This window comes from Leucobacter sp. UCD-THU, from assembly GCF_000349545.1.
GTDB lineage: Bacteria > Actinomycetota > Actinomycetes > Actinomycetales > Microbacteriaceae > Leucobacter > Leucobacter muris.
The window spans coordinates 158,030-182,364 of sequence record NZ_KB714600.1 but is presented as its reverse complement, the minus strand read 5'-3'; the positions used below and the strand labels follow the sequence as shown (position 1 = coordinate 182,364).

Sequence of the window (24,335 nt, the reverse complement as noted above, 5' to 3'; positions counted from 1 at the left end):
CTCGCGCGGGCGGCACGCCGCCTGCGGCTTGCCTGTGCGTGGCGAGATCGTTATCCGCGAGAGGTGGCGCCCTAGGCGAGCGGGATCGTGACCGTGCCGGTCTCGGGCGGCACCTCGATGGTGCGGCCCTTGAGATCCGGGATCCAGCGCATCGTCGAGGCGGCGCACAGCGCCGCGGCCGCGAGCATCGCGGCGGCGACGAGGATGGCGCCGCGCGCGCCGAACGCGTCGATCGCGACGCCCGCGAACGCCGATCCGGCGGCCACACCCACGAGCTGCCCCATGCCCACCCAGCCGTAGGCCTCTGCCGTCTCGGAGAACTTCACGGTCGAGGCGACGATGTTCGAGAGCGCCGCGAACGCGGGGGCGGTGCCGAGGCCGCCGATGAACAGCACGATGCTGAGCCACCAGATGTTGAGGCTCACCACGCAGGCGAGCATGCCGGCGAGCACGAGCGTGATGCGCAGCAGCAGCGACCAGGGGCGCATCTCGCGGTGGCCGATGAGCAGGCCGCCCACGAGGGATCCGCCCGCGAACAGGGCGAGCACGATGCCCGATTCCATGCTGCCGTGCCCGCCGGATCCGCCGTGCCCGTCACCCGCGAAGGCGGCGACCACCCCGGCCTCGACCGCCGCCATCGAAGCGACGAAGAAGAAGCCGACCACGGTGGCGATGACCACCGTCGGGTAGCGCAGCACGGCGCCGAAACCGCGCCTCGACGGCGGCAGCTTGACCGCGCCCACGGCCGGGCTCAGGATGAACCAGGCACCCCCGACCAGCATGAAACCGGCCGCCACGCAGAGCCCCGCCGTGGTGCCGAACTGCGACGACACGAAGACGGCGACCACCGGGCCGAACACCCAGATCAGCTCCTGGGCGGCGGCGTCGAGCGAGAAGAGGGCCGACAGTTGCGTGTTCGGCACGAGCTTCGGGTACAGGGTGCGCACCGCCGGTGTGACGGGCGGGGTGGTGAGGCCGATGAGGACGGCGATCCCGGCGACGATCGGGAGCGGCAGATGCACGAGCGCGATGGTCACGAGCAGTGCGGCGCACACGATCGAGGTGAGGGTGAGCACCCGGCGCATGCCGAAGCGGCCCAGGAAGCGGCTGCTCAGCGGGCCCGAGACCGCCTGCCCGACGCTCTGCGCGGCCAGCACGATGCCGGCCGAGGTGAAATCGCCGTAGGCCAGCTGGATGTGCAGCAGCAGGATGATCGAGAGCATCCCGAAGGGGAATCGGGCGAGCAGCTGCGAGACGAGTACGCGGACGACCCCCGGTTGCTGCGCCAGTGACCCATAAATGCCCATCAGATCAGTATACGACCGGGATCGCGCGTGTACAGCGCGAACGGCTACGGAATCGTGGGTGAACAGGCGCTGACGCTGCGGATACTGCGCGGAGGGCGCCCGGGCGGAAAGCCCGGGCGCCCTCGCGCTCAGGCTCCCGGGCTGCTCGTCGAGTAGACCGTGCCGCCCGAGCTCTGAGCCCGGCGGCCGCCGCGACGGCGCCCGCGCGGCGCCTCCGACCCGCCCTGCGAGCGCTGCTGCGACTGGGGCTGCTGGGCGCGCTGCTGCGAACCGCCGCGGCGCTGGCCCTGCGACTGCGCCGCGCGATCCTGGCCGCCCTGGCCGCCCTGGCGGCCGCCGGCCGACTGCTGCGATCCCTGTTGGCCCGATCCGGCGCCCTGGGCGGGGCCGCGACCGCGACCGCCGCGCGAGCGCTTGCGCTTCGCGTTGGCGCCGGTGCTGCGGCCCTCTCCCGCCGGGGCGTGACCGGCGGCGCGCTGCTGCGCCGTCTGCGCGGCGGCGCGCTTCTGCTCGGTGACGCGCGGATCCACCCGCGGTGCCACCTCGCCGATGAGCGAGAGCACCTCGGGGTCGATGCTCTGCGCCATCGGGTTCACCTGCTTCGGCGAGACGCGGATCTTCGCGGCGCGCATGATCTGCTTCATCTCGCCCCGCTGCTCGGGCAGCACGAGGGTGACGACGTCGCCCTCGTTGCCGGCGCGGGCGGTGCGGCCGGAGCGGTGCAGGTACGCCTTGTGCTCGACGGGCGGATCGATGTGCACGACCAGGTCGACGCCGTCGACGTGCACGCCGCGGGCGGCGACGTCGGTCGCGACCAGCACCCTCGCCTCGCCGCTCACGAACTCGGCGAGGTTGCGGTCGCGCGCGTTCTGCGACAGGTTGCCCTGCAGCTCGACGGCGGGGATGCCCGCCGCGGTGAGCTGCTTCGCGAGCTTCTTCGCCTGGTGCTTCATGCGGGTGAAGAAGATGCGGCGCGCGGTGCCCGAGGCGAGCGCCTCGATGAGGGCGTCCTTCTGCGCCTTGCCCGCCACCTCGAAGACGTGGTGGGTGAGCTGCGGCACGGGGCTCTCGGCGCTGTCGACGGAGTGCAGGATCGGGTCGTGCAGGTACTTCTTCACGACGTTGTCGACCCCGTTGTCGAGGGTCGCGCTGAAGAGCAGTCGCTGGCCGACCTTCGGCGTCTTGTTGAGGATGCGCGTGACGACGGGCAGGAAGCCCATGTCGGCCATGTGGTCGGCCTCGTCGAGCACCGTGATCTCGACGCCGTCGAGACTCACGAGGCCCTGCTTCATGAGGTCGTCGAGGCGGCCGGGGGCGGCCACGACGATGTCGACGCCGGCCTCGAGCGCGGCCTCCTGGCGGCGCTGCGGGATGCCTCCGAAGATGGTGGTCACCTTGACGCCCACCGGGTCGGCGAGCATCTTCACGGTCTCGGCGATCTGGGTGACGAGCTCGCGGGTCGGTGCGAGCACGATGGCGCGGGGCCGGCTGGGGCGGCGCTTCTGCTGCACGTCCTCCATGAGGTTCGCGACGAGCGGGATGCCGAAGGCGATGGTCTTGCCTGAGCCGGTGCGGCCGCGGCCGAGCACGTCGCGGCCGGCGAGCGTGTCGGGCAGGGTGTCGCGCTGGATCGGGAAGGGAGAGGTCTTGCCGTTCTTGTCGAGCGCGTGCGCGATGGGCGCGGGAACGCCGAGCGATTCGAACGTGGGGGAGTTGGTGTCGGTCACGTGGACCTTTCTGTGCGGTGCAGCGCGCGGCGAGGCGGCGGGCCGGCATCATGGGATGCGGGCGGGCCCGGGCCGTGCGTCGCTGCGGTATCGGCGAGTGCGCGGGATCGCGCATCCGTTCGCCGCGGAGAGTCGCGGTGCCTGGAGCACCGGTGCGGATCCGCCGGTCTAGCGGGGATCACGCTTGAAAATCAGCGACGATGGGGCCGGCGTGACCGGCCCGTGCGTCCCAGCCTAGCGGGTTCCGCGCCGAAACGGGTGATCGATCTCGACGGGAGAAACACGATCGTTCTGCCTCGCAGCAGAAGAAACGCCGATCTGCATGCGCGAGGTTCGATGAGAACGCGCCGCGACGCGCCCCCCTCTGGCATGATCGGCGCATGGGACGCGTCACGATCCGGGATTTCCACGACGACGACCTCGACGCGGTCGTGCAGCTCTGGTGGGAGGCGCGCTCCTCGGCCGAGCAGCCCGTCTACTCGCTCGCCGAGGTGACCGCCTCGTGCCGGGAGGACCACGCCGTGGTCGCGGTGCGCGACGAGAAGGTGGTCGCCGCCGCGGTCGGCCGGGCGGCGCACGCGCAGGGGTGGATCGTGTTCTTCGGGGTCGCCGAGGCATCGCGCTCGGGCAACGTCTCGGGCGCGCTGCTCGACGCTCTCGAACGCAAGATGGCCCCGATCGGCCTCTCGACGCTGTCGGTGCTCATGCCCGAGGGCAGCCGCCTCGACCTGCTCACCTCCAACGGCTTCCAGGTGCGGCACAGCCTGCGCTACCTCGAGCGGCAGATGCCCGTGCAGCGGCGCGAGCTCGACCTGCTGAAAGACGTGGGCGGCCGCGTGCTGCCGCGCCACCTCTGGGAGAACGTGGCGGGCATGCGCCGCGAGAAGCAGCTGCTCGAGGAGCGCCTCGTGGCGCCGCTCGCGCAACCCGACCTCGCCGACCGCTACGGGGTCGTACCACCCCACGCCGTCATGCTGTTCGGCCCGCCCGGCACCGGGAAGACGACGTTCGCGAAGGCGGTCGCGTCGCGGCTCGACTGGCCGTTCGTCGAGGTGTTCCCGTCGCGGCTCGGCGACGGCAAGACGAGCGTGGCCGCATCGCTGCGGGGCGTCTTCGAGCAGATCGGCGAGCTCGAGCACGGCGTCGTGTTCATCGACGAGGTCGAGGAGATCGCCTCCCAGCGCAGCGACCCGCCCACGCCCACGCAGGGTGTGACCAACGAGCTGCTGAAGATCGTGGCCGACTTCAGGGCGCGCGAGGGGCTGCTGCTCGTGTGCGCCACGAACTTCGTGCGGGGGCTCGACGCCGCCTTCCTGCGCCACGGGCGCTTCGACTACGTGCTGCCGATCGGCCTGCCGGACGACGAGGCGCGCGAGGCGATCTGGCGGCGGTACGTGCCAGCGCACCTCGCCGGCGCCATCGACTTCGGCAGCCTCGTCTCCGAGAGCGCCGGCCTCACCCCCGCCGACATCGAGTACGCGGCCAGGCGGGCCTCCCAGGAGGCCCTCGCCCGGGCGCTGCGGGCGGGCGACACGGGATCCGGATCCCGCACCGACCTCGCGACCGACGACTACCTGGCGGCGCTCGCCGTCACGCGCGCGACGGTCTCCGAGGCGCAGCTGACGACCTTCCTGGAAGACATCGAGACGCTCGCGCGGCTCTAGGCTGGCGGGCGCACCGCCCGCTCCCTGCGCCGCCGACTCGCCGGCCCGCGGCCGCGCGCCGCGCGCCGCCCCGGGCGCACAACCGAATCAGTGGTGCGCTCCCGGCGAGCCGTCGTGCGCTTCGCGTATCCTGGCCGCTTCGCGCGACCGCCGCGGGCGGCCCGCCGGACCCGCCTCGCGGACTGCGTGAAGATTCGCGGCGTCTTCCACGGATTCCGCGGCCCATCCGTGCGCGCGGCACTCGCCCCGCCGCCCAGGATGGTCATTACACAGACCGAAGGCGAGTGCAAAGGAGCAACGTGACATCGACGACACGCATGATTCACCTTGGTCGGAAGGAACGGCCGAAGCGCGGATCGCTGCTGCTGCTCATCCCCGGAATCGCATCGGTGGTGCTGCTCGGGATCCTTCCGCTCTTCATCGTCGCGCGCAACAGCTTCGCCGTCGCCGATGACTACGGCGGGATCACGGGCGGATTCACGCTCGAGCACTACGCGAAGCTGCTCGACCCCGTCTACTCGAAGACGCTGCTGTTCTCGCTCGGCCTCGGTCTGCTGAACACCGTCGTCTGCATCGTGGTCGGCTACCTCACCTCGTACTACATCGTCTCCCGGCCCGAGGGGCGGCAGGGCATGCTCCTGCTGCTCATCATCATCCCCTTCTGGACCGACTTCCTCGTGCGCACCTTCGCGTGGATCACGATCCTCGGATCAGGAGGCCCCATCGCAGGCCTGCTCGGCATCTTCGGCATCACGGGGTTCTCGATGATCCCGAGCAACGTCGCCGTCGTGCTCGGCCTGCTGTACGCGTTCCTGCCCACCGCGATCTTCCCCATCTACGCGTCCATGCGCTCGATCGACCCCTCCCTCAAAGAGGCCGCGACCGACCTCGGCTGCAGCTGGTGGGGCGTGCACCGACGGGTGATCCTGCCCCTCAGCCGCCCCGGCATCCTCGGCGCCGCGCTGCTCACCTTCATCCCCACCATGGGCGTGTTCGTGATCCCCGTGCTGCTCGGCGGCGGCAAGGATCCGCTCGTCGGCAACCTGATCGTCACGCTCTACACCGAGTTCCGCAACCAGCCGATGGGCGCCGCCGTCTCGATGGTGCTGCTCGTGCTCATGGTGCTCTCGATGGGTCTGATCGGACTCCTCATGAAGCGCACCTCGAACAAGAAGGGGGCGTAGCCCGTGGATCGCATCGTGAACGGCATCGCCCGTGGAGTCTTCGTCTTCCTCTACGTGCCCATCGCCGCGGTGATCGTCTACTCGTTCAACGCCGCGGGCACGAGCACCCGCTTCGAGGGCTTCACCCTGCAGTGGTACGCCGACCTGTTCCAGGACGGCGCCCTCATGCAGACCCTGCGCACGAGCGCCATCGTGGCCGTGCTCGCCGCCACCGTCGCGACGATCGTCGGCATCATGTTCGCCCTCGGCATGGCCCGCTACCGCGGTCGAGGCAAGGGCGGGCTGCTGGCCCTCATCGCCCTGCCGCTCATCGTGCCCGAGATCGTGCTCGGCGTCGCGCTGCTGAGCGTCTTCAGCGCGACCAAGGTGCCCCTCGGCATCGCCACCCTCGTGCTCGGCCACCTCATCGTGTCGCTCCCGCTCGCCACGCTGGTGCTCATGAGCTCGGCCGCCATGCTCGACCCCAGCCTGCCGGAGGCCGCGACCGACCTCGGCTGCACCCCCTGGCAGACCTTCACCCGCGTCTACTTCCCGCTGCTCCGGCCCGCCGTGATCGCGGCGTGGCTGCTGAGCTTCACCACCTCGTTCAGCAACATCGTCATGTCGACCTTCCTGAGCGGCGTCGGCTCGACCACCCTCCCGCTGCGGATCTACTCGAGCCTCAAGACCGGTCTCACCCCCAGCATCAACGCACTCGGCGCGCTGCTGATCCTGCTCACACTCGCGATCGTGCTCGCGGTCGGCGTCACCCAGATGCGGCGCATCCTCGTCGACTCCCGCTCGTAGCGCTCCGAACCAGCTGTACCTCACCCCATCGAAAGGACACCCGTCATGAAGAAGAAGACTCTCGCAGCCGCCGGCATCGTCGCCGCGCTGGCGCTGACCGGATGCAGCGGCGGCGGCTCCGAAGGCGGCTCCCAGCAGCTCAACGTCTACGCCTGGGCCGACGAGATCCCGCAGAGCGTGTTCGACGCCTTCACCGAGGAGACCGGCATCGCGGTCAACGTCGACAGCTTCGACAGCAACGAGACCATGATCTCGAAGCTCGCCGCCGGCAACTCGGGCTACGACATCGTCGAGCCCAGCCAGTACGCCGTGCAGCAGCTCGTGGGCCAGGAACTGATCGAGCCGCTCGACAAGTCGAAGCTCGAGGGCATCGACAACATCGCATCGACCTTCGCCGACCCGAGCTACGACCCCGGCCTCGAGTACTCGGTGCCGTGGGTGTGGGGCACGACCGGACTCATGTACAACGACGAGTGCACGGGCGGCGAGGAGATCACCAGCTGGAAGTCGCTCTTCGACCCCAAGTGGGACGGCAAGCTGAACATGCTCGACAACATGCTCGCCGCCTACATCGCCGGCCTGCAGGTCAACGGATACGGCGCCGACAGCACCGATGAGCAGGAGATCGCCGAGGCGACCGAGTCGCTCATCGAACAGAAGAAGCTGCTCGCGGGCTACAACTCGACCAACTACGGCGAGCTCGTCGCGAACGGCGACGTCTGCATCTCCGAGGCGTGGGGCGGCACCAGCACCGCGAAGATCGTCGAGGAGAACGAGCACGTGCACTACGTGATCCCCGAGGAGGGCGGCAGCCTCTGGGTCGACGGCCTCGCGATCGCGAAGGGCGCGCCCAACCAGGACGCGGCCTACGAGTTCATCAACTTCCTGCTGCGCCCCGAGATCGCGGCGATGGCCACGAACGACGGCGGCCTCGCGAGCGCCAACCAGGCCGCGCAGGAGCACGTCACCGACCAGGGCCTGCTGTCGAACGCGGCCGTCTACGCCTCCGAGGAGCAGGTGGCCGAGGCCGACTTCATCGTCGACCCCGGCTCGGCCATGAAGTTCTACCAGGACGGCTGGACCCGCGTGAAGGCCTCCTGACCTCCACACGCAGCGACAGCTCCGAGCGAACAGCGATTGGGATCATGAATACGCAGACCACGACCACCACTGCACCGGCCGTCGAGATCGAGGGCCTCTCGAAGAGCTTCGGGGAGCACCTCGCCGTGCACCCGCTCGACCTCGAGATCCGCGAGAACGAGTTCTTCTCGATCCTCGGCCCCTCCGGGTGCGGCAAGACCACGCTCATGCGCATGATCACCGGATTCGAGACGCCGAGCGGCGGCCGGGTGCGGCTGGGCGGGGCCGACGTGACGGACGTGCCGACGCGCAACCGCGATCTCAACATGCTGTTCCAGAGCTACGCGCTCTTCCCGCACCTCACCGTGTTCGACAACGTGGTCTTCGAGCTCAGGGTGCGCCGAGTGCCCAAGGCCGAGGCCGACCGCCGGGCACGGGAGGCGCTGGAGCTCGTGAAGCTCGCCCACCTCGGGGACCGGAAGCCGGACCAGCTCTCGGGCGGTCAGCGGCAGCGCGTGGCCCTCGCGCGCGCCGTGGTCTCCGGCCCCAAGGTGGTGCTGCTCGACGAGCCGCTCGGCGCGCTCGACCAGCAGCTCCGCAAGGAGATGCAGTACGAGCTGAAGCGCATGCAGCGCGAGGTCGGCATCACGTTCATCTACGTGACGCACGACCAGGAGGAGGCGCTCACGATGTCGGATCGGATCGCCGTGATGTCAGAGGGCGTCGTGCAGCAGGTCGCGGGGCCGGAAGACATCTACAACCGGCCCGAGACCCGCTTCGTGGCGGGCTTCATCGGCAGCTGCAACCTGCTCGACGTGACCGTGCCGGCCGGCGCGGCCGGCCAGGAGGTGGGGGCGGTGCTCGAGGGCGTCGGCGTGCTGCCCGGTGTGCTCGCCGAGGACGTGCACCGCGAACAGGCGGCGACGCTGCTGCTGCGGCCCGAGCGCATCGACGTGCGCCGCGGCGGCGACGGCGTGCCCGGCACCGTCGAGACGCTCACCTTCCTGGGCGAGGAGTGGCACGTGCATCTCGCGGTCAGCGGCCGCACCATCAAGGTGTCGCTGCCGAGCCTCGTGAAGGAGCGCGACCTGCCCGGGCTCGCGGTCGGCGAGGAGCTGCGCATCGGGTGGCGGCCCGAGGACGCCCGGATCGTGATCCGCTGATCCGCCGACCCCGGATCCCCGATCCCGGATCCCCGGTCCCGCTCGGTGAGCGGCGGCCCGGATCCGCCGCCCGCGCACCCGCCCGCCTGCGCGCCCCGTACAACCCCGCACCACCCGACCCCGTACCACCCGACCCCGCAGCAGAGAGAGGCCATCATGAGAGTCGCCGTCGCCCAGACGTCGCCCGGCATCGATGCCGACGTCAACTTCGCCACCATCCGCCGCTACACCGCAGAGGCGGCGTCCCGCGGCGCCCGCCTCGTCGTCTTCCCGGAGGAGGCGGCCCTGCTCGCCGACGACGAGATCAAGCCCCGCTTCCCCGAGATCCTGCGCGACGTGTGGCCGCGCTTCGAGAAGCTGCTGGCCGAGCTCGCCCGCGAGCACGGTGTGACGATCATCGCCGCCGGCTACGAGCCGAACGACGCCGCGCTGCCGTACAACACGATCCTCGCCTTCGACCCCGAGGGCCGCGAGATCGCCCGCTACCACAAGATGCACACCTACGACGCCTTCGCCTACCGGGAGTCGGCGTACGTCACGCGCGGATCCGAGCTGCCCCCGATCATCGAGGTCGAGGGGCTCCGCGTCGGCATCGCGAACTGCTACGACGTGCGCTTCCCCGAGCTGTTTCGCAGCATGGCCGACCGTGGCGTCGACGTCATCTCGCTGTCGGCCGCCTGGGTGTCCGGCAAGGGCAAGGAGGAGCACTGGGAGGTGCTCACCAAGGCCCGCGCCATCGAGAACGTCAGCTGGTTCCTCGCCTCCGGCACGGTCGGCCCCGACTCCGTCGGGCTCAGCCGCGTGATCGACCCCCTCGGCGTGGTCGTCGCGACGGCCGACGCGCACGACGAGGGACTCGTCATCGCCGACATCGACGACGGGCGCACCCGCGGCGCCCGCGAGATGCTGCCCGCCCTCGAGAACCGCCGCATCGAACTCGACTACAGCGTCCAGTAGTCGCACGACCCGAAAGGAACACCGATGTTCTTCCACACCGGAAGCACCCCGAACGGCCTCCCCGACGAACTGCGGGCCAAGCTCGAGCGCCTGAGCTTCCCCACGCTCGGGCACTACCTCGAGGAGGGGTTCGTCGACCCCGATGTGCGTCGCATCGTCGCCGCGGGCGGCCGAGTGGTCGGCACGGCGTTCACCGTGCGCACCACCGCCACCGACTCGACCGCCCTGCACCACGCGGCCGGCATGATCGAGCCCGGCCAGGTGCTCGTGCTCGACACCGGCGGCGACCGCCGGCACGCCCCCCTCGGCGAGGTCGTCGCGGCGCAGCTCGTGGCCCGCGGCGCCGCGGGCGCCGTCGTCGACGGCGTCGTGACCGACGTCGACGAGATCGAGCGGCTCGGCCTCACGGTGCACGCGCGCGGCACGAGCATGCTCACCACGAAGCTGCACGGGATCGACGCCGGCGGCGTCAACGTGCCCGTCACCTGCGGCGGCGCGGTGGTGCGCCCCGGCGACGCCGTGCTCGCCGACGCGAACGGCGTGCTCGCGGTGCCGGTCGACGTGCTCGAGCGGATCGTCGACATCGCACTGCAGGACGACGCCGAGGAGCCCGAGCTCGTCGCCGAGCTGCGGGCGGGCGCCCCGCTCGGCAGTCTCACCGGCGCGAGCGAGACCGTCGACGCGCTGCTCGCGCGCGACACGCCGCAGTAGCGGCGCCTCAGACTCTCCGCTCGGCGGGGGACCGGCCGAGCAGGCCGGTGCTCCGCCGTGCCCGAATACCCCTGGAAAGGATCGAACATGCTGCTGAAAGCCGCCATCAACGGTGGTCGCCCGACCGAGGAGCACTCCGCCGTGCCCCGCACCACGGAACAGATCGTCGCTGCGAGCCTCGCCGCGATCGACGCAGGCGCCGACGTCGTGCACGCGCACGTGATCACCGACGACGGGGAGCAGACCATCCGCCCCGACGCCGTGGGCGCGTGGGTGCGCGCGATGCGCGCCGCCGATCCCTCGGTCGTCATCGGCACGACCACGGGCCTCTGGACGGTCTCCTCGCATGAGGAGCGCATGGCGCAGGTCGCCGCCTGGCCCGCCGATGCGCTGCCCGACTTCGCGTCGGTCGCGTTCTGCGAGGAGGGCGCCGCGGAGGCGGCCGAGCTGGTGCTCGAGCGCGGCATGATCCTGGAGTCGGCCGTCTGGTCGATGGACGACGTGCCCGCCCTGCTGGCATCGCCCACGCTGCACCGCAACGTGCGCGTGCTCATCGAACCCGAGACCGAGGATCCGAGGCTCGCCGTCGCGCAGTGCCGCGAAATCGCGGCCGTGCTGCGCGAGGCCGGCGTCACGGCGCCCATCCTCTACCACGGGTATGACGAGACCGTGTGGCCCGTCGTCGAGGCCGCGATCGAGGACGGCTGCGAGACGCGGATCGGCTTCGAGGATGGCGTGACCCTGCCGGACGGATCCGCCCCGCGCGACAACGCCGACCTCGTGCGCGCGGTGCGCGAGCTGGAGCGGCGCTGACCGCACGGCGCGCGGCCTCCTGATCGCGGGGCGGCCCGGGCAACCGGGTCGCCCCGCGATCGCTTCCCACCCGGGGTACGGCTGTCGAGGCGCTTCCGCCCCGGGGGCGTCGGCCTCGGCGGCGCCCGCTTCGCGCGGGCTCCGCCTCGGGACGGGGCGCGGCTTGCCGTCGCGCCCCCGAGCCGACCCGGGGGACCGCTACCCTGGAGTGCAGCGGTGAGAGGGGCGGGACGCATGCTGGATGACCTGGACCGACGGCTCGTCGAGATGCTCGCGCGCGACGGGCGGCGCAGTTTCGCCTCCCTCGCCGACGAGCTCGGGGTCTCCCAGTCGACCGTGCGCACGCGGCTCTCGAAGCTGCGCGAGGACGACGTGCTGCAGATCGTCGCGCTGTGCAACGCCCTGCTGCTCGGCCACCAGGTCGTGCGCCTCCTGCTGCGCGTTCGCAACCTCACCCCGCGCTCCGTCGCGAACGGGCTGCTCGGGATCAGCCAGATCAACCACGTCGCACTCGTCGCGGGTTCGCACGACCTCTACCTCGAGGCGACCTGCCGAGACCAGCCCCAGCTCATCGACCTGCTCGACGAGATCCGCCGGCACCCGGGCGTAGCGTCGATCCAGCCGATCATCGTGACGTCGCTCGCCAAGGACTACACGTGGGAGGGGCTGCGCGGCACGGCCGGGCAGAGCATCAGCGACCCGGACGGCTGAGCGTCACCGGCCGGGGCGGCTGAGCAGCCGGCCCGCGCGATTCGCGGGGAGCGGTTCGCGAAACCCCTGCCACAGGTACGTGTCCTTCATCACCTCGAGCACCGTGAGCGTCTCGAGATCCGAGATGCCGCGGATGCGGCGCAGATCCTGCAGCACGATGCGCCCGAGCTCCTGCGCGTCCTGGGCGACCACGTCGAGGATGATGTCGTAGTAGCCGAGCGCGCACGCGACGTACTTGACGTTGGGGTGATCCGCGATCTCCTCGGCGACCCGCGCGACGGGCACCTCGGTGACGCGGATGCCGATGTGCGCCGCGATGCCGCCGATCTTCGTCTCGTCGTACATGCCCGCGACGTAGATGATGCCGAGCGAGACGAGCCGGTTGTAGCGCTGCCGCACGGTGGGCTCGGAGAAGCCGATGCGGCGGCCGATCTCGGAGAACGAGAGACGGCCGTCGACCCGCAGCTCGTCGATGATGTCGCGGTCGACGTCGTCGAGCAGGGTGTCTTCTTCTTGCTGCTTCGCCGCGTTCACGGAGTCAGTCTAGCGCCGCCCGGTCGGGCGACGGGCGAGCGTCGTCTCCGCGTGAAGCGCCGGGCGCCGCGCCGCTCGCCCACGAATGTCAGTGGAGGCCGATAGCGTCGTAGGCATCGGAAGGAGCGCCCATGTTCTTGCAGGATCGGGCCGATGGTCTCGGGCAGCGCGTCGTGACGAGCGCGAGCGACCTGACCGCGGCGAGCACGTGCGAGTTCGCGTTCCTGCGACGCGTCGACGCCAAGCTCGGGCGCGATGTCGAGGTGCCGCCCGCCGACGATCCGATGCTGGCCCGGGCGGCGCGACTCGGCGACGCCCACGAGGAGCGCACGCTCGACGGCTACCGCGACCGTCTGGGCGGCGGGGTCGTCGGCGCGCCGGGCGGAGTGGTCGAGATCCCCCGCCCGGAGTCGATGAGCGAGACCGCGCTGCGCCGGGTCGCCGAGCAGACGCGCGAGGCGCTGCTCGGGCGGGCAGAGGTGGTGTTCCAGGCCACCTTCTTCGAGCCGACGACCGCCGTCGGGGAGGGGGCGCAGGGCGACCGGTGCGGCCGAGACGGGGCCCCCGACGACCCCGAGATCGGCTTCGTCGGCTTCGCGGACTTCCTGCGCCTCGAGGCCGACGGCTCCTACGAGGTGCAGGACACGAAGCTCGCGCGGCGGGCGAAGGCGACCGCGCTCATGCAGCTCGCGGCCTACGCCGAGCAGCTCGAGCGCATCGGCGTGCCGGTCGCTCCCGAGGCCGTGCTGATCCTCGGAGACGGCGCCCGCTCGCGGCACCGCATCGCCGACATCGCCCCGGTGTTCCGCGCGCGCCGGCAGCGGCTGCACCGTCTGCTGCGGGAGCGCGTCACCGCAGAGGGCCCCGACGGGCGCCGGGAGAGCGCGCCCCCGATCTCGTGGGCCGACGACGGGATCGCGGCGTGCGGCCGCTGCGAGGTCTGCGAGCCCGAAGCGGTGCGCGCGCGCGATCCGCTGCTCATCGCGGGGATCCGGCGGGCGCAGCGCGACGCGCTGCTCTCGGCCGGGTGCCGCACGATCGAGCAGGTAGCGGCGCTGCTCCCGGCTCCCGGCGCCCCGGCCGTCGCCGTCGAGGGGCTGCCGAGCGCCGTGCTCGAGCGGCTCGCGTCGCAGGCCGCCCTGCAGATCGAGGCGAGCGCCGCCGCCGCGCCCCCCTACCGCGTCATCGACCCCGCCGCGCTCGCCGCGCTGCCGCAGCCCGACCCGGGAGACCTCTTCTTCGACTTCGAGGGCGACCCCATGTATCGCGAGCCCGGGCCGCACGAGACGGCCCGGTGGGGGCTCGACTACCTCTTCGGCATGGTCGACGCCGACGAGCGTTTCACACCGCTCTGGGCGCACGACCTCGAAGCCGAGAAGCGCGCCCTGCTCGATTTCCTCGAACTCGTCGCAGAGCGGCGGGCTCGGTATCCGCGCATGCACATCTACCACTACGCGCCCTACGAGCGGACCCATCTGCTCAGCATCGCCGCGAGGCACGGCGTGGGCGAGGCGCAGGTCGATCAGCTGCTGCGCGAGCACGTGCTCGTCGACCTCTACCCGATCGTGCGTCGAGCTCTGCGGGTCAGCTCGCGCTCCTACTCGATCAAGAAGCTCGAACCGCTCTACATGGGCGACGAACTGCGCGATGAGGGCGGGGTGACGAGCGGGGCCCAGTCCGTCACCGAGTACGCCGAGGCGAGTGCGCAGCTCGCCGCGGCCGACGAGAGCGAGCGGGCCGAGGGGAGGCGGCGCCTCGAGGCCATCGCCGACTACAACCGATACGACTGCGTCTCCACGCTGCGGCTGCGCGACTGGCTGCTCGGGCTCTCCGCCGATCGGGGCGTCGCGCCCTTGCCATCCGGCGAGGCAGTCGAAGACACCGGGCCCGCGATCGAGCTCAGCCCCGTCGCACGAGCGCTGACGATGCACGCCGACTCGGCCGCGCCGCGGGACCGCGCCGCCGCGGCGCTCGCCGCCAGCGCGATCGACTACCACCAGCGCGAGCAGAAGTCGTTCTGGTGGGCGCACTTCGCGAGGCTCCTCGACCCCGTCGAAGACTGGGCCGACGCACGAGACGTCATGATCGTCGACGAAGCGCTCAGCGTGGTCGACTCCGACTGGTTCATGCCGCAGCGCGCGCGGGTGCCGCGGCGTCGCCTGCGGCTGCGGGGCGCGGTCGCGCCCGGCAGCACGCTGAAGGAGGGCGGCGAGGCCTACGCGCTCTACGAGCATCCTGCGCCCTTCCCGCAGCGGGGCGCCGCGCCCGGAGCCCGAGGCGTGCGCCGGGCGCGAATCGTCGAGCGACTCGACGATGGCGCCGTGATCGAGGAGCCGCTCGGAGACGCCGAGCCCTACACGGGGCTGCCGATCGCCCTCGTGCCCGGGCCGCCGCCTCCGGCGGGCGCGCAGAAGGGCGCCATCGAGCAGTGGGGCGCCCGGCTCGCCGAAGCGCTCGACGCGGGCGGGTTTCCGCCCGACCCGGTCGTCGACCTCATCCGCAGGGTGCCGCCCAGACTCGCGGGCGACGGCGCGCTCACGCGGCCCGAGCGCATCGAGGGGGCCGACGGCGACGCCGACACCATCGGCGCGGTCGTGCGCAGCCTGCTGCGTCTCGACCGCAGCTACCTCGCGGTGCAGGGGCCGCCCGGCACCGGCAAGACCTACCTCGCCGCGCGAGTGATCCGACGGCTCGTCGAGCAGCACGGCTGGCGCATCGGCGTGGTCGCCCAGTCGCACCGCGTGGTCGAGAACGTGCTCGAGGGCGCCGTCGCGGCGGGGCTCCCCGCTGGGCAGGTCGGCAAGGTGCCCCAGGGCGGCGCGCTCGGCGAGGGCGAGTCCGCCCCCGCTTACACGGTGCTGCCCCGCAACGGCCACGCGCGCTTCGTCGCGGGGCACCGCGACCTCGGGCGGGGGTGCGTCATCGGCGGCACGGCCTGGGACTTCAGCAACCCCGCCAGATTCGACCGCAAATCGCTCGATCTGCTCGTGATCGACGAGGCCGGCCAGTTCTCGCTCGCCCCCACCATCGCCGCCTCGGTCGCCGCCGAGCGCCTGCTGCTGCTCGGAGACCCCCAGCAGCTGCCGCAGGTGTCGCAGGGCGACCACCCCGAGCCGGTCGACACCTCGGCGCTCGGGTGGCTGCTCGGCGACTTCGAGACCGTACCCGATGCGCTCGGCTACTTCCTCTCGCAGACGAGACGCATGCGGCCCGAGCTCGCCGACGTCGTCTCCGAGCTCGCCTACGAGGGTCGGCTGCACGCCCACCCGAGCGCCGCGCGGCGCGAGGTGCGCGGGGCCGGGCCCGCGGGCCTCGTCTGGCACGCCGTCGGGCACAGCGGCAACTCCACCAGCTCGCCCGAGGAGGCCGCGGAGGTGGTGCGGATCGTGCGCGAGTCGCTCGCCGGGTCCATCGCCCAGTCCGCGCAGCCGGGCGAGGGCGAGGGCGAGGGCGGCGGCGCAGGCGGCGCGGCCCGGATGAGCGATCGGCTCGGCGCTCCCAGACGGCTCACCGAGCACGACCTCATCGTCGTCGCCGCCTACAACGCGCAGGTCGAGTGCGTCGCCGAGACGCTCGCGCAGGCCGGCTTCGGCCGCGTGCGCGTCGGCACCGTCGACAGGTTCCAGGGGCAGGAGGCCGCGATCGCCGTCGTCACACTCGCGGCCTCGAGCCCCGAAGACGTGCCTCGCGGCCTCGAGTTCCTGCTCATGCGCAACCGGCTCAACGTCGCCATCAGCCGCGCCCAGTGGGCGGCGCACCTCGTCTCCTCCGATCGCCTCGGCGACGGGCTGCCCGGTACGGCCGAGGGTCTCGCGGCGCTCTCGGGGTACCTGCGGCTCATCGAGCGGGCGATTCCGTCGCCGTCCCGCGAAGCCGCCCCGCGGCCCGACGAGGCGCGCTAGTTTGGAGGCATGGTGAAACCCGCAGGCCCCTTCAAGACCCCGCCGTCACGCAGGCTCCCGCCGCCGGCGGCGCCCGCGAGCGGCGGCGCCGGCTCGCTCGGGCCGGGCGCGTCGGCCGGCCCCGAGGCGGCGGTCCCGACGACCCTCGACGGGCAGGGGAGCCCGGCCGCTCCGACGCGGACTGCCGACGATCCGGGCCTGCGGGCGTCGGCCCGCTCGGGCATTCCCGCATTCGAGGTGATGCGCATCACCGACGAGATCGCGCGCCGCCGCGCCGCCGGCCGCGACGTCGTCTCGCTCTGCGCGGGGGAGCCGGGTGCACGCCCGGCGCCCGGCACGCTCAAGCCCGCGGGCTACACGGGCCCCCTCGGCACCGGGCCCCTGCGCGAGGCGATCGCCGGGCACTACCGCTCCTGGTACGGCGTGGAGGTCGATCCGGGCACGGTAGCGGTGACCACCGGCTCCTCAGGCGCGTTCCAGCTCGTCTTCCTCGCGGCCTTCGACCCCGGCGACCGGGTTGCGCTCGCCAGCCCGGGGTATCCGGCCTACCGCAACATCCTCGCGGCGCTCGGCGTGCAGGTCGTCGAGATCCCCACCGGCCCCGAGACCCGCTACCAGCCGACCCCCGCGCTCCTCGACGCGGCGGTGCGCGCGCACGGCCCCCTCGCCGGGATCGTCATCGCCTCACCCGCCAACCCCACCGGCACGATGCTCGGCCGCCCGGAGCTCGAGGCGCTCGTCGAGTGGTGCCATATCAACCGTGCACGGCTCATCAGCGACGAGATCTACCACGGCATCACGTTCCCCGAACCGGGCGAGCCAGACCCCCGCGGGGTGTCGGTGCGCGAACTCGACACCGAGGCGATCGTGATCAACTCGTTCTCGAAGTACTGGGGCATGACCGGCTGGCGACTCGGATGGGCGCTGCTGCCGACCTCCCTCGTGGCCCCCTTCGAAGCGCTCGCCTCGAACTTCGCGCTCTCACCGCCCGCGCCGGCTCAGGAGCTCGCCCTCTCGGCGTTCACCGACGAGAGCTACGCGCAGCGCGACGCCGTCGTCGAAGGCTTCGCCCGTGCGCGCGCACTTATCCTCGAAGCCGAGCCGCAGCTCGACTGGGGGATCGCCGCCCCCTCCGACGGAGCCTTCTACTACTACTCCGAACTCGGCCCGCAGCTCGAACGCTTCCCCGACTCGGTCGCGTACGCTCGAGCACTGCTCGAGGGCGCCGACGTCGCGGTGGTGCCCGGAGTCGACTTCGACCCGGTTGCGGGGGGCCGCGCCGTGCGCCTCTCCTACGCAGCCGGCGAGGCCGCCGTGGCCGAGGCGCTCGAGCGGATCATCCGCTTCCAGCGCTGAGCCGGCGTGCCCGCGCTGAGTCGGCGTGCCCGCGCTGAGTCGGCGTGCCCGCGCTGAGTCGGCGTGCCCTTGCCGAGCCGGCCGGTTCGCACGCGCCGAGTCGGCCTATTCGTGTCGAGTCGGCACGGGAATCACGCGAGCAATAGGCCGGCTCGACACGAATAGGCCGGCTCGATAGGGGGCGGCTCAGCGCGGCCCGCTCGATAGCGGGGCGGTTCGTCAGAACGCGATCGGTGTACCCGCGGCGACGCCGATGCGGCGCTGCAGGGCGTCGTCGACGACGGCACGCGGATCCGCGGTCTCGTCGACCGCGATGCCGATCGACCGCAGCGCTTCGGCCTCGGCGCCGCCCAGATCCAGCACCAGCGACGTGACCGCCTCCGAGAGCGGGCCCTCGAGCCCGGCCACGGCGCGCGCGAGCGCCGACCGCACGGCCTTGCCCAGCGCAGCGGCGTCACCCGGCTCCGCTGCGCGCTCGACCTCGGCGCTCGCGTAGCTCACGCCGTCTCCGGACAGCGCCTCGGCGACGACCGCGCCGCCGCTGAGGCGGGCGTGCAGCTCGAGCACGCTGCTCGTCGCCGCCGGAACGGTCGAGAAGGGGAGCGGGATGCCTGGTGCCGCCCCGGTGCCCGCATCGTGCGAGTGCTCGGACGCCTGCGTGCCGCCGTTGAAGGTGAACTTCAGATCCATGACCACCAGCCTACGCCCGCGCTCCGCGTCGAGCTGACCGTGCGCTCGGTCGCGGGCGCCCTCGGCAAGCGGCTCGGCCATTGCCGCCGCTGCGTCTGAGATCATCGATCCCATCTGCTGCCTGCCGCTGCGATGCTGTCGGCCAGGCCGCGGCATAGGCCACCCCCTAGATGCGGGCGATCTCCTGCCGCGGGCGCACCGCGATGTCGGTGATCTGCACGTCGTCGGGCGCGTCGACAACGAAGCGCACCGCACCCGCCACGGAGGCCGGGGTGATGTAGCGGTCGGGCTCGTACGAGTCGGAGGGGATCATGCTGCGCAGCATGGCGGTGTCGGTCTGGCCGGGGGCGACGGTCGCCACCCGCACGCGGTGGGGCTCCTCGTCGATCCGCAGCACGTCGGCGACGGCCCGCAGGGCGTGCTTCGACGCGGTGTAGATCGCGCTGCCGGGCACGGGGCGCGTGCCGGCCCCCGAACCGATGAAGATCACCGTTCCGCGGGAGGCGCGCAGCAGCGGGAGCGAGTGCCGCGTGATCAGGGCGGGTGCGGTCACGTTGACGGCGAGCTGCTCGGCCCACTCGTCGGCGCTCGCGTCGGCGACCGAGCGCTGCTGCGAGACGGCCGCGGCGTTGACGAGCACGTCGAGCCGGTCGAGGCCCTCGATCCGCTCGGCGAGGGCCGCCTCGTCGGTCACGTCGAGCCGCCAGGCCTCGGCGCCGGTCTCGCGCGCGACGGCGTCGAGGCGCTGCGCGTCGCGCCCGACGGCGATGATGCGGTGGGTGCGGGCGAGTTCGCGGGCGATCTCGCGCCCCATGCCGCTCGATGCGCCGGTGATGAGGGCGACGGGGCGGGGGTCAGACATTGAGGGCTCCTTCGAGTTCGGGCTGCGGGTCGGTGCCGGGGGCGCACGCGGAGCGCGCGTTCGCCAGCGCGGTCTCGATCGCGCTGCGGGCGACGCGGTCGGTCTCTCGCAGCATGGGCGGATCGGTGCCCGGCATGGGGCTGATGATGGTGCCGTGCAACTGCTCGTCGACGGGGATGCCGGCGACGTGCACGGCGGGGTCCAGGCCGTCGCGCGTGACGAGCCGGCCGGTGGCGAAGTCGATGTCGAAGGAACCGGTCGTGAGGGGGGCGCCGTCGCGCGCGGCGACCTCGAAGGGGCGCGCGCGACCGGTGTCGAGGAGGGCTCGGGCGAGCGGGTCGGTCGTCTCGCCGAGGCGGTGGAAGTGCATCCAGGCGTCGAGCAGCGCGGGAGCGGTGATCCGCGACCCCGCGACCCGTGGCGACTCCGCCACGAACGCGTGCTCGCCCAGGTGCACGGGGGCGTGCGGGCCGATGAACTGCACGAGGCCGGCGTCGGCGAGTGCGAGCAGTTGGCGGTTGCGGAAGGCGGGCGGGCCGGACCCGACCATGCCTCCGAGCGAGGTCAGCAGCGCGTAGCCCGAGCCGCGCGACTCGGCGTCGAAGCCGCCGAGGGTGCCGATCTTCGCCGCGGCGGCGCGGGCCGCGCTGATCGACCAGAGGCCGGCCTTGACGGCGCTGTCGCGTCCGAGCTCGGCCTCGCGCAGGTCGCTCGCGGTGCGCTCGCGCACGAAGGCGTCGAAGGCCTGCGGCGAGGCGAAGTCGCGGTCGGCGGGGTGCATCTCGCCGAGCAGGTCGAAGCGGTCGGCGGGGTCGGGGATGAACGGGGCGACGGCCTGCGCGATCCGTGCCGGCGCTCGGTCGAGGTCGTCGCCTCCGGGGGCGGGGCTCGGGATCGCGGTGCGCAGCAGCTCGTCGAGCGCTTCGATCACGGCCCGCCGCGCCTGCTGCGGCGAGGCGGTGATCGCCTCGGGCCGCACGCGGTGCAGGGTCTCGGCGTGGTCGATGAACGCGTCGGCGACGATGCGCGGCCAGAGCGAGCGGTCGAAGTCGATGGGGCGCGGTTCGGAGGCCCAGTCGACGCCGAGCAGCAGGCGCTGCTCGGGGCTCGGCGGCAGCGAGTGGTAGAGCGACTTGGCGCGGAAGGGCACCCCCCGGCGCGAGGTGGCGTGCAGCACGGGCTCGCGGCCGGATGGCTCGTAGCGCAGGCCGTGGCTCGCATCCGGATCCTCCACGAACCTGCCGCCCCGCCCGATCGTGAGCAGCGCCATCGTGTCGAAGAACCCCATGCCGAGTCCCCGCACGATGGCGGGGGATCCGGGCTGGATGCGCGAGAGATCCTGCTCGACGGGGCTCGCGGGCCGCACCCACACGAGGCCGGGGCGCCGCTCGAGCTCGTGCGCGAGGGCGCGCTCGGACGAGGTCTCGGAGCGCGGCATCCAGCCGGTGGCGAGGATCACTGCGTCGGCCTCGACCCACCGCTCTCCGTCGGAGCCGGCATCGGCGAGCTCGACGCGCTCGCGCGAACCTCGACGATCGATTCCGACGGCGGCCGTGCGGTGGCGGGTCACCCGTGCCCGCGGTGGGAGCGACGCGACCGCGCGCTCGTAGCACCACGTCAGGTACTCGCCGTAGAGGGCGCGGCTGGGGTGCGACTCCGGCAGGGTGCGCTCGAGCTCGTCGCGGTAGTCGGCGGCGAGGCCGTCGCGGGTGGTGAACGCCTCGAACGCGGCGATGTGGGCGGGCGGGATGCCGGCCGCGATCTCGGCGGTGCGCGGCGACGGGAACGCGCCGTGGAGAACGAGCACGCTCCACTCGTAGAGCGTGGGGCCGGGGATCACGGGCCCGGCTACGGTGCTGCCCGGCTCGGTGAACAGCGTCACGGCGTGCGAGAGCGTGTTCATGCAGAGCTCGCGATCCTGATCCGTGCGCCAGATGCGCCCCGCTCCGGAGGGAGCGGGATCGATGACGTGCACGTCGAGCGGCGGCGCGTCGTCGCTCAGGTTCGCACCGATGCGCTCGATGAGCGAGGCCCCGCGGGGGCCTGCTCCGACGATCGCGATGGCGGCTCGGTTCGCAGAGGGCATGCTTCCGTTATAGGCCTCTTCCCCTGGAAAGTCCGCGGCAGATGACCGAATGTGACGGCTCCGGCCGGTGGCGGCGGCCCCCGCCGCGTGTGTAGTTCTGTTACAGATCAGATTTCCTTTCCGTTATGCGAGCCATAACAATAGCTTTCGGTGCAGAAGTCTGCCCACGACACCGAGATCGCGGATCCCATCACGATCCCCGCCCCGACCACCACGAGGAGTATCCCCATGAAGAAACGTCGTATCGCCTGGATCGGAGCCCTGGCTGCCGTCGCGATCGCGATGACCGGCTGCTCCTCGAGCGGGGGCAACGACGGCGGCGCTGACGGCGGCGGCACCCTCACCTACCTCGAACCGCAGACCTGGAACACCCTCTACCCGCCGGCGGGCGGCTTCTACCCGAACGGCGGCGTGCTCAACCAGATCACCGATCGGCTGCTCTACCAGAACCCCGAGACGCTCGAGCTCGAGCCGTGGATCGCCGAGGAGCTGCCACAGGTCAACGCCGACGCCACCGAGTACACCTTCACGCTGCGTGAGGGCGTCACCTACTCCGACGGCACCCCGCTCGACGCCGAGAACGTCGTGAAGAACTTCGACCTCTTCGGCAAGGGCGACAGCGACCGCGCGCTCTCCGTCTCCGAGGCGATCAACAACTACGACCGCGGCGAGGTCGTCGACGAGCGCACCGTCAAGTTCTTCTTCACCGCGCCGTCGCCCGGCTTCGCGCAGGCCGTCTCGACCATCAACTCCGGGCTGCTCTCGAACGCGACCCTCGACCGCACCAACGAGGAGTTCGGCCCGGGCAACGCGGCCGAGATCGTCGGCAGCGGCCCGTTCGTGATCGACGACGAGAAGATCGGCACCGAGCTCTCGCTCGCCGCGCGCGAGGACTACGACTGGGCGCCCCCGTCGCTCGAGCACCAGGGCGCCCCGCAGATCGACGGCGTCGACTTCATCGTCGCCGGCGAGGCGAGCGTGCGCGTGGGCACCGTCACCTCGGGTCAGGCCGATGTCGCGCGCACCATCCCCGCACCCGACGAGGCGCAGTTCGCCGCGGACGGCCTGGAACTGGTCGCGGCCTCCACGAACGGCGTGAACAACAGCCTCAGCTTCCGCTTCGCGCACCCCTTGCTGCAGGATATCCGGGTGCGGCAGGCCCTCATCGCGGGCATCGACCGCGAGGAGATCGTCGACACGCTCTTCAGCGAGAGCTACCCGCTCGCGACGGGCATCCTCGCGAAGACGGCGCTCGGCTACACCGACACCTCGCAGAACTACGTCTACGACCCCGACCGCGCCGAGCAGCTGCTCGACGAGGCGGGCTGGGCTCCCGGCAGCGACGGGATCCGCGAGAAGGACGGCGAGAAGCTCGTGCTCACCTTCAACGAGGCGCTGCCGCAGCCGCGGTCCAAGGAGGTCGTGACCCTGATCCAGGAGCAGCTGGGCGAGATCGGCGTCGGCGTCGAGCTGTTCGCTGGTGATCAGGCCGCGCAGGACGCCGCGCGTCTCGAACTCGACACGATCCAGGTCTACCACTCCATGGTCGGCCGCGCCGACTTCGACGTGATCAAGTCGCAGTTCCACTCCGCGAACCGCAACGCGCTGCTCAACCTCGACCCCGCCACGAACGAGCTGCACGACGCCGAGCTCGACGCCCTGCTCGCGCAGATCGCGTCGGTGCCGACCACCGAGGAGCGCCAGCAGGCCTCGGTCGCCGCGCAGCAGCACCTCGCCGACCAGGCCTACGTGCTGCCGCTCTTCGAGGAGCCGCAGGTGTTCGGTCTGCGCTCGCAGGTCGAGGGCTTCAAGACCGAGTCGATCGGCCGCCCGTCGTTCTACGAAGTGACACTGCAGCGATGACCCGAGGCGCAGTGCTGCGACGTGTAGGCCAGGCCGTGCTCGTGCTCTGGCTGGCCTACACGGGCGCCTATGTGCTGCTCGCGGCGCTGCCCGGCGACGCGGTGATGGCCCGGTTCGGCAACCCCGACCTGGGCCTCACCCCGGAGCAGCTCGAGCAGATCCGGGCCTCCTACGGCGTCGATCGGCCGCTCGTCGTGCGCTACTTCGAGTCGATCGGCGCGTTCCTCAGCGGCGACCTCGGATACTCGGTGCAGAGCGGCGCGGCCGTCTCCGACCTGCTCGCCGAGGCGCTGCCGTCCACGCTCACGCTTGCAGCACTCGCCCTCGCGGGCGCCGTCTTCCTCGCCGTGGTGATCGCGTTCACCGCCGCCTACGGCAAGGGAGAGTGGCTGCGCCGCCTCTTCCGCAACCTGCCGCCGCTCTTCGTGTCGGTGCCGGTGTTCTGGATCGGCATCGTGCTGATCCAGGTCTTCTCGTTCCAGCTGGGGCTCATCCCGGTCATCGGGGCGAGCGAGGCGCAAGCCCTGATCCTGCCCGCCCTCACGCTCACGATCCCGATCGCGGCGCCGCTCGCGCAGGTCTTCCTGCGCAGCATCGACGAGGTGCGCGAGCAGCCCTTCGTCTCGGTGGTGAAGGCGAGGGGTGCCAGCACCAGCTGGCTGCTGTGGCGCAACGTCGCCCCCAACGCACTGCTCCCGGTGCTCACGATGGCGGGCCTGCTCTTCGGCGAACTGGTCGGCGGCGCGATCATCACGGAGGCCGTCTTCGGCCGCACCGGCATCGGCAGCCTCACCGCGCAGGCCGTCGCCCACCGAGACACCCCCGTGCTGCTCGCGGTCGTGGTGATCGCCACGGTGGTCTACGTGACGATCAACCTGATCGTCGACCTGCTCTATCCCGTGCTCGATCCGCTTTTCGAAACCGTTTTAGACCGAGGAC

General features: G+C 71.9%; 19 protein-coding genes. 13 read left to right on the top strand and 6 right to left on the bottom strand.

The window, feature by feature from the left end; translation table 11 throughout:
- Positions 1-71: 71 nt before the first annotated feature.
- The gene (locus H490_RS20260; protein ID WP_017883251.1) at positions 72-1,307 is read right to left on the bottom strand and encodes an MFS transporter; all 1,236 of its coding nucleotides are present in this window, start codon (positions 1,305-1,307) and stop codon (positions 72-74) included.
- Positions 1,308-1,435: 128 nt separating this feature from the next.
- Complete coding sequence (locus H490_RS20255) at positions 1,436-3,034, bottom strand: DEAD/DEAH box helicase (protein ID WP_017883250.1); 1,599 nt, start codon at positions 3,032-3,034, stop codon at positions 1,436-1,438.
- Positions 3,035-3,414: 380 nt separating this feature from the next.
- Between H490_RS20255 and H490_RS20250 the strand changes: the two genes are divergently transcribed.
- The 9 genes from H490_RS20250 to H490_RS20210 all read left to right on the top strand — a co-directional run bounded on the left by H490_RS20250 (position 3,415) and on the right by H490_RS20210 (position 12,103).
- On the top strand, positions 3,415-4,698 hold the full coding sequence (locus H490_RS20250) for an ATP-binding protein (protein WP_017883249.1): 1,284 nt from the start codon (positions 3,415-3,417) through the stop codon (positions 4,696-4,698).
- A 317-nt stretch (positions 4,699-5,015) separates the two neighbouring features.
- The gene (locus H490_RS20245) at positions 5,016-5,882 is read left to right on the top strand and encodes an ABC transporter permease (RefSeq protein WP_017883248.1); all 867 of its coding nucleotides are present in this window, start codon (positions 5,016-5,018) and stop codon (positions 5,880-5,882) included.
- A gap of 3 nt (positions 5,883-5,885) precedes the next feature.
- A complete protein-coding gene (locus H490_RS20240; RefSeq protein ID WP_017883247.1) occupies positions 5,886-6,668 on the top strand; it encodes an ABC transporter permease in 783 nt (260 codons plus the stop codon).
- Between the two features lie 45 nt (positions 6,669-6,713).
- The gene (locus H490_RS20235; RefSeq protein ID WP_017883246.1) at positions 6,714-7,769 is read left to right on the top strand and encodes an ABC transporter substrate-binding protein; all 1,056 of its coding nucleotides are present in this window, start codon (positions 6,714-6,716) and stop codon (positions 7,767-7,769) included.
- Positions 7,770-7,813: 44 nt separating this feature from the next.
- Complete coding sequence (locus H490_RS20230) at positions 7,814-8,911, top strand: ABC transporter ATP-binding protein (RefSeq protein ID WP_017883245.1); 1,098 nt, start codon at positions 7,814-7,816, stop codon at positions 8,909-8,911.
- Between the two features lie 156 nt (positions 8,912-9,067).
- Positions 9,068-9,868, top strand: a complete 801-nt coding sequence (locus H490_RS20225) for a carbon-nitrogen hydrolase family protein (protein WP_017883244.1) — start codon at positions 9,068-9,070, stop codon at positions 9,866-9,868.
- A gap of 24 nt (positions 9,869-9,892) precedes the next feature.
- Complete coding sequence (locus H490_RS20220) at positions 9,893-10,579, top strand: RraA family protein (protein WP_017883243.1); 687 nt, start codon at positions 9,893-9,895, stop codon at positions 10,577-10,579.
- A gap of 87 nt (positions 10,580-10,666) precedes the next feature.
- A complete protein-coding gene (locus tag H490_RS20215) occupies positions 10,667-11,392 on the top strand; it encodes a 3-keto-5-aminohexanoate cleavage protein (protein ID WP_017883242.1) in 726 nt (241 codons plus the stop codon).
- 234 nt (positions 11,393-11,626) lie between these two features.
- On the top strand, positions 11,627-12,103 hold the full coding sequence (locus tag H490_RS20210) for an Lrp/AsnC family transcriptional regulator (RefSeq protein ID WP_017883241.1): 477 nt from the start codon (positions 11,627-11,629) through the stop codon (positions 12,101-12,103).
- A gap of 3 nt (positions 12,104-12,106) precedes the next feature.
- On the opposite strand, the gene H490_RS20205 is transcribed toward H490_RS20210, so the two are convergent.
- Positions 12,107-12,637 (bottom strand): Lrp/AsnC family transcriptional regulator, encoded by a 531-nt coding sequence (locus H490_RS20205; protein WP_017883240.1) that lies wholly within the window; start codon positions 12,635-12,637, stop codon positions 12,107-12,109.
- A gap of 131 nt (positions 12,638-12,768) precedes the next feature.
- Here H490_RS20205 and H490_RS20200 point away from each other — a divergent pair, with 131 nt between their 5' ends.
- Positions 12,769-16,539: a TM0106 family RecB-like putative nuclease gene (locus H490_RS20200; RefSeq protein WP_017883239.1), complete on the top strand. Its 3,771-nt coding sequence runs from the start codon at positions 12,769-12,771 to the stop codon at positions 16,537-16,539.
- A 9-nt stretch (positions 16,540-16,548) separates the two neighbouring features.
- Positions 16,549-17,895 carry a pyridoxal phosphate-dependent aminotransferase gene (locus H490_RS20195; protein WP_017883238.1) on the top strand — a complete coding sequence of 449 codons (1,347 nt, stop codon included), beginning with the start codon at positions 16,549-16,551 and terminating at the stop codon, positions 17,893-17,895.
- A gap of 219 nt (positions 17,896-18,114) precedes the next feature.
- Here the strand turns inward: H490_RS20195 and H490_RS20190 are convergent, their stop codons facing one another.
- The 3 genes from H490_RS20190 to H490_RS20180 all read right to left on the bottom strand — a co-directional run bounded on the left by H490_RS20190 (position 18,115) and on the right by H490_RS20180 (position 21,533).
- Positions 18,115-18,585, bottom strand: coding sequence for a hypothetical protein (locus H490_RS20190; protein WP_128387110.1), 471 nt, complete (start codon positions 18,583-18,585; stop codon positions 18,115-18,117).
- 166 nt (positions 18,586-18,751) lie between these two features.
- Entirely contained in the window at positions 18,752-19,447 is a 696-nt protein-coding gene (locus H490_RS20185) for an SDR family oxidoreductase (RefSeq protein ID WP_017883236.1), read from the bottom strand.
- Positions 19,440-21,533 (bottom strand): FAD/NAD(P)-binding protein, encoded by a 2,094-nt coding sequence (locus H490_RS20180; protein ID WP_017883235.1) that lies wholly within the window; start codon positions 21,531-21,533, stop codon positions 19,440-19,442. Before H490_RS20180 ends, H490_RS20185 begins: the two co-directional genes overlap by 8 nt.
- Positions 21,534-21,761: 228 nt before the next feature.
- Between H490_RS20180 and H490_RS20175 the strand changes: the two genes are divergently transcribed.
- The gene (locus H490_RS20175) at positions 21,762-23,396 is read left to right on the top strand and encodes a TIGR04028 family ABC transporter substrate-binding protein (RefSeq protein ID WP_017883234.1); all 1,635 of its coding nucleotides are present in this window, start codon (positions 21,762-21,764) and stop codon (positions 23,394-23,396) included.
- On the top strand, positions 23,393-24,335 hold a 943-nt coding region (locus tag H490_RS20170), incomplete at its 3' end, for an ABC transporter permease (RefSeq protein WP_069187453.1). The genes H490_RS20175 and H490_RS20170, both read left to right, overlap by 4 nt.

Coding starts and splice junctions, on each gene's coding strand:
- H490_RS20260 (WP_017883251.1), bottom strand. CDS start 1,307: ATGGGCATTTATGGGTCACTGGCGCAGCAACCGGGGGTCGTCCGCGTA.
- H490_RS20250 (WP_017883249.1), top strand. CDS start 3,415: ATGGGACGCGTCACGATCCGGGATTTCCACGACGACGACCTCGACGCG.
- H490_RS20245 (WP_017883248.1), top strand. CDS start 5,016: ATGATTCACCTTGGTCGGAAGGAACGGCCGAAGCGCGGATCGCTGCTG.
- H490_RS20235 (WP_017883246.1), top strand. CDS start 6,714: ATGAAGAAGAAGACTCTCGCAGCCGCCGGCATCGTCGCCGCGCTGGCG.
- H490_RS20230 (WP_017883245.1), top strand. CDS start 7,814: ATGAATACGCAGACCACGACCACCACTGCACCGGCCGTCGAGATCGAG.
- H490_RS20225 (WP_017883244.1), top strand. CDS start 9,068: ATGAGAGTCGCCGTCGCCCAGACGTCGCCCGGCATCGATGCCGACGTC.
- H490_RS20220 (WP_017883243.1), top strand. CDS start 9,893: ATGTTCTTCCACACCGGAAGCACCCCGAACGGCCTCCCCGACGAACTG.
- H490_RS20215 (WP_017883242.1), top strand. CDS start 10,667: ATGCTGCTGAAAGCCGCCATCAACGGTGGTCGCCCGACCGAGGAGCAC.
- H490_RS20210 (WP_017883241.1), top strand. CDS start 11,627: ATGCTGGATGACCTGGACCGACGGCTCGTCGAGATGCTCGCGCGCGAC.
- H490_RS20200 (WP_017883239.1), top strand. CDS start 12,769: ATGTTCTTGCAGGATCGGGCCGATGGTCTCGGGCAGCGCGTCGTGACG.
- H490_RS20195 (WP_017883238.1), top strand. CDS start 16,549: ATGGTGAAACCCGCAGGCCCCTTCAAGACCCCGCCGTCACGCAGGCTC.
- H490_RS20190 (WP_128387110.1), bottom strand. CDS start 18,585: ATGGATCTGAAGTTCACCTTCAACGGCGGCACGCAGGCGTCCGAGCAC.
- H490_RS20185 (WP_017883236.1), bottom strand. CDS start 19,447: ATGTCTGACCCCCGCCCCGTCGCCCTCATCACCGGCGCATCGAGCGGC.
- H490_RS20180 (WP_017883235.1), bottom strand. CDS start 21,533: ATGCCCTCTGCGAACCGAGCCGCCATCGCGATCGTCGGAGCAGGCCCC.
- H490_RS20175 (WP_017883234.1), top strand. CDS start 21,762: ATGAAGAAACGTCGTATCGCCTGGATCGGAGCCCTGGCTGCCGTCGCG.